The organism is Microvirga tunisiensis (assembly GCF_009296175.1).
GTDB classification, from domain to species: domain Bacteria; phylum Pseudomonadota; class Alphaproteobacteria; order Rhizobiales; family Beijerinckiaceae; genus Microvirga; species Microvirga tunisiensis.
Genome location: NZ_VOSK01000312.1, coordinates 1 through 6,901, shown reverse-complemented (window position 1 = coordinate 6,901; position 6,901 = coordinate 1). Strand labels below are relative to the sequence as shown.

Annotated in this window: 8 protein-coding genes; all 8 read right to left on the bottom strand. The window is 63.1% G+C overall.

Annotated features, from left to right (window positions below; translation table 11 throughout):
• Window positions 1–109: 109 nt before the first annotated feature.
• Entirely contained in the window at window positions 110–457 is a 348-nt protein-coding gene (locus tag FS320_RS34990; RefSeq protein ID WP_152716979.1) for a hypothetical protein, read from the bottom strand.
• 55 nt (window positions 458–512) lie between these two features.
• Window positions 513–1,124 (bottom strand): hypothetical protein, encoded by a 612-nt coding sequence (locus FS320_RS34985; RefSeq protein WP_152716978.1) that lies wholly within the window; start codon window positions 1,122–1,124, stop codon window positions 513–515.
• A gap of 272 nt (window positions 1,125–1,396) precedes the next feature.
• Entirely contained in the window at window positions 1,397–2,383 is a 987-nt protein-coding gene (locus FS320_RS34980) for a DUF7146 domain-containing protein (RefSeq protein ID WP_152716977.1), read from the bottom strand.
• A complete protein-coding gene (locus tag FS320_RS34975) occupies window positions 2,370–3,830 on the bottom strand; it encodes a DEAD/DEAH box helicase (protein ID WP_152716976.1) in 1,461 nt (486 codons plus the stop codon). Before FS320_RS34975 ends, FS320_RS34980 begins: the two co-directional genes overlap by 14 nt.
• 259 nt (window positions 3,831–4,089) lie before the next feature.
• On the bottom strand, window positions 4,090–4,515 hold the full coding sequence (locus FS320_RS34970) for a helix-turn-helix domain-containing protein (protein ID WP_152716975.1): 426 nt from the start codon (window positions 4,513–4,515) through the stop codon (window positions 4,090–4,092).
• 168 nt (window positions 4,516–4,683) lie between these two features.
• On the bottom strand, window positions 4,684–4,923 hold the full coding sequence (locus tag FS320_RS34965; protein WP_152716974.1) for a helix-turn-helix transcriptional regulator: 240 nt from the start codon (window positions 4,921–4,923) through the stop codon (window positions 4,684–4,686).
• A gap of 462 nt (window positions 4,924–5,385) precedes the next feature.
• The gene (locus FS320_RS34960; RefSeq protein WP_152738834.1) at window positions 5,386–6,504 is read right to left on the bottom strand and encodes a tyrosine-type recombinase/integrase; all 1,119 of its coding nucleotides are present in this window, start codon (window positions 6,502–6,504) and stop codon (window positions 5,386–5,388) included.
• 221 nt (window positions 6,505–6,725) lie between these two features.
• On the bottom strand, window positions 6,726–6,901 hold a 176-nt coding region (locus FS320_RS34955), incomplete at its 5' end, for a transposase (RefSeq protein ID WP_192926244.1).

Below are 6,901 nucleotides of genomic sequence, written 5' to 3'. Positions count from 1 at the left end.
CGCAGACATGGGATTAGCTGCTCGGGACCTTGCCGCCCGATGGGCTGCCCTGCATGCGTTTAAACGCCAGTCTCCCGGAGCCTCACCAGCGGCGATTTCCGGTTGTCGGCTACTCGGCTACCACCGGACCCACTTTGGCCGTCTGCGGCCGAGGATCTGGGAATTCCGTGAATAGTCCATTCGCAGCGACAGTCTTCAAACGGACGATCCGGGCACTGTCCTTGTCGCCCTCGTGGACGGTGCGCCCAGCGGCCTGCCCGATGGTGGCCCTTATAGAGATGATGGCTGAGCCCTCGTGGCGCATGGTCAGAAGCGTGGCCGGGTCGAAGCCCTGCGCCAGGAGCACACGCGCCGCCGCGAAGAACGGTGTGGGGGAGCGGCACATCTCGCGGTCGTTGAGGTGCGCGGCGTATTTGCCACGGCCCACGGGGCTGACCACGAGGTGAAGAGTTGGCATGTGTTTCATAGTTCCAATTCCTGGTCGGACAGTGTGGTCGATAAGCTGGTGGCCCTCATTCAGCCGCTGCCAGCAGCGGCTGGTCGCGATAGTTCAACCACGCGTACTCGCCCCACTGTTCAACAGCCGCCTTGTCATACGCGCGGGCGGCTTCCTCGGCTGTGGCGAAACAGCCGAAGAACTTCCTGGCGACAATGGCGCGGAACGGCTTGGTTTTTCGGTTAGGCATGTAGGAGACGCCCTTCGGCAGTACCATCCCTTCAGGGATGTGCGGCGATGTGCGCTTTCCAGGCCGATGGTTGGCGCTGTTCTGTGCGGGTGTCGCCGGTCTCAGGTTCGGCCTCGTGTTGTCCAGGCCGTCATGATTGCGATGATCGACCTGCGTCGAGCCAACCGCTCCTGTGATGGCGCGGTGCAGCAGAACGCTGTCGCCCCTGGCATTCCGGATGGCATAGGGCGTGCCTGAGCGATTGCAGCTGGTCGACCAGCAATGGGCCGCCAGGAGATCTGCATCCTCGATAGATACGAACGTGACGAACCCCTTTGTCAGGTTCGTCCAGGCGTGCTGCTCGGGCGCGTCGCTGCCGACGCAGGCGCAGAGGAAGACCTCGGGCTTACGCTGGCTCGTCGGCTTCGGTTCGTTGAGCCGCTTCGTCGTCTTCGTCATGGGATACCCCTTGATGGTGGCCGCATTGGCGGTCCGTGATGGATTGGTATGAAACCCTCCTGGGTCGTTTGGATCGTTCAGCCGTTCAACCCTTAGAAAAAGGGGTTGAACGAACGCTTGGAACTCGATTTGCGTTCAGAGCAGCGTTCAGACTGAACGCTAATGATTTCAACAACTTACGCGGTAGCGTTCGGCAGCGTTCAGAGCCTTGCAACAACATCCGAACGTTCAGTAGGATTGAACGGGCATTCCTAGGAATAAACAGGAGCGTTCTAGCCATAAGTGGCCCCTGCCGTATCGCGGTTGTATCGCGCCTTTTCCGCATCCTCTTGAGCCACGAGCACGTCGTTCCAGTCCTGGCCAGGATAGGGAGGGATTTCGACGCGAACCTTGATGCCGGATTGGTTGTGCAGCCGCTGGGCGAGCGTGGTAGCCGCCACCTGCCCGGTGTGGTTGGCGTCGTAGTCCCCGAAGACGATGACTTCTTCGACCCCTTCCGGCGGCACCCATTCGGACAGCGTCCCAGCGTTCAGAGCCGCCCAGCATGGCACGCCGAACAGCCTCGACGCTGCAAGGGCCGTCTCGATCCCCTCGGCAATCCCGAGAACGCCGTCATGTGGCATCAGCCGCACGGCGCTGCCCTTGGCGATGCTGCCCGGCATCATCCGGCGGGGATCTGGAACATCTGCCTTGCGTCCGTCATGCGTGAGATAGGTGCGATGCAGGCTCGTCGGTCGGCCTGTCGGGTCCGTCACCTTGGCGATCATGCCAGGATGCCAGGACGTCCTGCCGTCATCGCGATACGGGATGTTGCAAGCAAATCGCAGGCAGTCGGGAAACGTCGTGATGCCAACCCGGTTGAACAGGAACACTCCAGCGGCATCGCCCGGCTGGATCGCCCGGCTGGATCGCCAAAGCTCGTTCAATGCAGCCCGCTTGTCGGCCTCGCCGCGCTCAAGCGGCGGATCAACGGGCGTCGCAGACCCGATCAGCGTCTCGATCTCCTTGGCCGCCGTCCTGTAGTCCCAATCCTTTGCCTTCATCACGAGGGAAATCCCGTCACCGGCTCTACAGTGAGAGCAGAACCAAGTGCCCTCGTTACGCTTGTTGTCGAACCGGAAACGGTCCTTCCCTCGGCACATCGGGCACGGCTGATGCTTGCCGGTGAGGATCTGGCGCGGCAGGCCGAGGGCAGGCAGCATCTCGTGCCAGCGCCCTCGTGCCCGATCCTTGAGTGGAGTTTCCTTACGCGACGGCATGTTGCACCTCGCTTCGTTTTGCGTATCGGATCTGCTGCGAACGTATCCACGAGAGCGTTGCCGGTGTGGGCAGACGCAGGCGCGCGTTGTGGACTTCGCCACCCGGTGCGACGCCGAACCGCTCGATGTACTTGTGATAGGCCCAACCCTTCGCGTAATTGCGCGAGTGCGCGTAATGGCGGAGCTGGCCGTAGAACGAGACCTTGTCGGCCATGCTGAAGGTGCGCTTGGCCCCGGTAATTTCCATCAGCTCGCCGTCCTCGCTCTCAACCTGCGACTGGCGCTCGGGCTTGAAGCCGCAGGATGGGCAGGCGTGAACTTTTGGCGGCTTGAGGAACGAGCACGACGGGCATTCCTTCGGCAGCGGCTCGTCGCGTTCATCCCGCGATGACCTGCGGGCCGTGCCGTCATCCAGCTGCTCGTGGCGGATGTCGGTCACGAAGCCGAGGCGCAGCGTCGTGTCGCTGTGATCGAGGATCAGGCAGTCCTGCTTGCCGTCCGCCGTGCGCAGGCCGCGCCCGATGATCTGGGTGTAGAGCATCTCGGACTTGGTCGGCCTTGCCATGATGATGCACAGCACATTCCAATCGACACCCGTGGTCAGACAGCCCACGTTGCAGATGACCTTCACCTCTCCGGCATGGAACGCTTGCGCGATGGCTTCACGCTCGTCGCGCGGCGTGTAGGCGTCGATGTATCCCGTGCTGACGCCGGAGGCTTCGAAGCAGGTCTGAAGGTGTTTGGCGTGCGCCCTGTCAACGGCAAAGCACAAGGTCGGCCTGTTCTCGCCGCGCTTCTTCCACGTCTCAACGACATCGGCCACGAGGTTGGCGTTGTCCATCGCCTCCGACAGGTCGCCTTCGTGATAGTCGCCCGCCACCGTGCGCACGCCCGACAGGTCCGGATGCGACGGCGCGAAGACCCGGAACGGCGACAGGAAGCCCGCCTCGATCAGCTCGCTTGTCGTGGAAGCGATGATCAGCTCGTCGTAGAGCTTTCCCAGGCCACGGGTCCAGGGCGTCGCCGAGAGGCCGATGATCGGGTGCTCAGCCTCGGCGAACCACTTGCCGTAGAAGTCGAAAAGCTTGTGCGCCTCGTCCACGAGGGCGATGTCACAGTCCGGCATCGTGCGGCGCATGAGGGTCTGGATGCTGGCAACCTGGACCGGCATCGATGGATCGGTCAGCTCGTGAACGCCCTGGATCACGCCGACCTGGGTGATGCCAAGCTTGGCGAACTCACTCACGGTCTGGTTCACCAGGGACAGAGCCGGGACGGTGAACAGGACGCGCTTGCCTTTGGCGAGGGCTCGCTCGACGATGGCGGCGGCCACCCGCGTCTTACCGAACCCGGTCGGTGCTTGCACGAGAGGTCGGCGCTTCCCCCTAGCCAAGGAGGAACGAAGCATGGCGAGAGCGGCTTCTTGATGACACCTCAGCGCGATCATGACGCCGCTCCCGGCTCGCGGGGACGCGGTGCCCCGGCTGGGGAGAGCGCCTCGCGGGCAGGGTCGGCGGCTGGATACTTGCGCGGGCTGATGAAGGTCAAGGCGGGTGTCGGTTGAGCACCAGCATAACGGCCACCTTGCGGCTCGCGCCGGTCGCAGGAATTTGAAGCGCCGACCGGCGAGAAACCCGATCCCTTGGCTAGGCCTCTTTCTTCCCTAGAGTATGTAATACTCCTATTCCTCGGCACACGTGCTGCCGCTAACTCCCCCCTCCACTTAGCGGCTGAATTCCTTCCGCTAACTCCCCCCCACTTAGCGGCAGGTTTCTTCCGCTAACTAGCGCCTCTTTGCCTGCCGATTTCTTCCTGTACACGCTACCCCCAACAGCCTGTCCGGCGCTCAGGCTGTTGCCGCTCATGGACAGCCTGACCAGATCGGAGGAACGACCACCCCTGTTCTTGTTGCTTCCGCGCTTCTGGCGGCTGATCAGACCCCAGCGGTCTAGCGCCTGCATTGCGGCTCGCACCGCCCGGATGGAGTAGCCGGTTTCGGCAGCCAGGGTCGCCTGTGACGGCCAGCACTCACCCGCCTGGTTGGCGCGGCGCGCCAGTGCCAGCAAGAGGTTTGTGGCGACGCCGCTGCGGAGCTTCTGGCACGAGGCCCATTTCAAGGCGGAGGTGTTCATGACCGCACCTCCCTGAGGGCAAGAAGGCCGAGGGCGCGGGCGACGGAATAAGGATCGAGAGAGTACGAGGGGACTATGCCCGCAGGTCGATCTTTGATAGACTTGTTGTACATCGTAATGACCTTTGAGCCCGCGCTACCTCCATCGCGCGGGCTTTTTTCGTGGGATCTAGGCGGCTGAGCGAGCCTCGACGGGACGGGTCTGGCGGGCCTCCAGCCAGTCGGTGAGTACGGCCATCTTCCAGCCGTAACGCCTCTCACTAAGGCGCAGAGGAGCCGGGACGCCTCCGTTGCGGTACAGCCTTCGAAAGTGCGGAAGCGACAGGCTCAGGAAGACCGCCGCTTCGGCGGCGCTCAAGATCCGCTGGCGGTTGAATTCCGCCGGAAGGTGGTCAAGCGATTTGGTCATCGACAAGTCCTTTGGCTTGAGCCCGGCACCATGCCCGGCTTTCTGTGCGAACCTTGAGAACCTCGGAGTAATCATCTCGGTCATCTCGGTTATCTACCTCATGAGGCATCACAAATAGTAATGACCCGAGAATTAAACGGGAACAAGCATGATTATTTGCCCGATACGACGGCGAGTACTGGATAAGCGAATATTTTGTACGCGGTCTCAAAGGTCTCGTACGCTTAGAGCATACGCCGCGTCTTCCGAATACTCAAAGGCCACGCTGCGCGTTGAGACAAATAAGCCTTTCCCTTCAGGGGATTGAAGAGAAATTGCAGAGACGTTGGCCGGTTTGGCAATACTCGGATAAAGCGAGTTGCGTGCTCGCTTTATTGAGAAAAGCTTTCGAAAAGCGGCAGAACGACGCGGCGGTTTTGGGAGAGGAGGGAGCACTCCGCGAGGCCGCGCAGGATGGCGAGCCTATGCTACCAGGGCCGTGACATGCGCCGCCCAGCGGTCGAGCGCCTCCGCCTTCTGACGGACATACGACGCGCGGTTATAGACCCCTGCGATGCCCTGCTTGGCTCCCGCATGTCCGAGCAGCGCCTCCACCACGTGCGGGTCCACGCCTACCTCGTTCAGACGCGTCGAGAGCGTCCGGCGGAAGTCGTGCAGGCCCCAAGGAGGAAGGGCGTAGGAGACAATCCCGTCATCATCCGCTAGGGTTTGTGCAAGAGCGGAGTACCGTAGGCGTGCGATGCTCGTGTCGAGCCGCTCTTTGCTGCGCGACCAGCCTGAGAAGCACCCCTGCCCGCTCCCGAACACGGGATCGCGACCTTCGCGGCGTTCAGGAAGTTGCTCGCGCGCAAGCACAGGGAGCGACACTTCGTGAACGATCCCGGTCTTTGTCCGGCTGGCTGGGATCGTGACGAGCGAGCCGCTGACCTCGCTCCAGCGCAATCCGCCGATCTCCTCACGTCGGCAGCCGGTGAGCATGAGCAAGCGCACGATCCGGTCGTAATCGCCTCCTGATCCGGTCGCCTGCCAGATCAAGGTCAGCTCCTCGTCGGAGAGGACCCGCGTCTTCGGCGTCTCTGGGTTTTTCGGGATCAGGGCAGCAGGGTTGTCCTTGGCCAGCCCCGCACGCATGCCCCAGGCGAACAGGGCGCTCAATGTCGAGAGCGTGCGGTTGGCCTGCACGGGACCGGCACTCGCAGTCAGGCGCTTGTGCAGCCGGTGGATCGCGGCCCGGTCGACCGCCGTCAGCGCCTCCTCATGGAGAGAGGCGGCGTACTTGTTCAGGTTACGGCGGCTCTGGTCGAGCGTCGAAGACCTCGCATGCCGCTCCAGATGATCGAGGTAGGATGCGACCAGCTCACCAACCCGCATCGCCTGCCGGTCGGCCCTGCGCTTGGCAGCCGGATCGCTGCCTACTGCCTTCTGGGTCAGGTGCGCCCGCGCTGCCTCCCGCGCCTTCTCCGGGTCGAGGGCGTTCACGTCGCCGAGGCCGATACGGCGGGTTCGTCCACCCGCGTCGCGGTACTGGAGCAGCCAGACGCGCCTGCCTGAGGCATAGGCGCGTAGACCCAACCCCGGCACTTGATTGTCCCAGTAGAACGCCTCGCTTTTGCCAGCCGGGCAGGTCAAACGGCGCAGGCTGGCCTTAGCCGTTCCTATTCACCAGAGTTTGTTTCGGGGCCTATTTGGTAGCGCGGGCGTGCCGATCCGCTGCGTTTCTTTCACCGCGGCAAGGTCTGGAACGTGGGGAACGCGTTGGCAGGGACGGGATGGGATGACCGGGGCGATGGCAGCCCCGGCGCTCAGGGCGAGGCCGCCCGGGGCTGGGGTGCCAGAGCGCTCGCAAGACGCCGGACGAGATCCGCTTCCGGACAGCACGAGGCAAAGGCCAGTCGGATGCGGCTGGTGGTTTCCTGCACCCGCACGGCGATCTTGAGCAGGCGCAACCGCAGCGTTGCGAACTCCGCCCGGGCGAGAT

Bases quoted from the DNA above. Each gene is read 5' to 3' on its own strand.
- FS320_RS34965 (WP_152716974.1), bottom strand. From the start codon at position 4,923: ATGACCAAATCGCTTGACCACCTTCCGGCGGAATTCAACCGCCAGCGG.
- FS320_RS34970 (WP_152716975.1), bottom strand. From the start codon at position 4,515: ATGAACACCTCCGCCTTGAAATGGGCCTCGTGCCAGAAGCTCCGCAGC.
- FS320_RS34990 (WP_152716979.1), bottom strand. From the start codon at position 457: ATGCCAACTCTTCACCTCGTGGTCAGCCCCGTGGGCCGTGGCAAATAC.
- FS320_RS34975 (WP_152716976.1), bottom strand. From the start codon at position 3,830: ATGATCGCGCTGAGGTGTCATCAAGAAGCCGCTCTCGCCATGCTTCGT.
- FS320_RS34980 (WP_152716977.1), bottom strand. From the start codon at position 2,383: ATGCCGTCGCGTAAGGAAACTCCACTCAAGGATCGGGCACGAGGGCGC.
- FS320_RS34985 (WP_152716978.1), bottom strand. From the start codon at position 1,124: ATGACGAAGACGACGAAGCGGCTCAACGAACCGAAGCCGACGAGCCAG.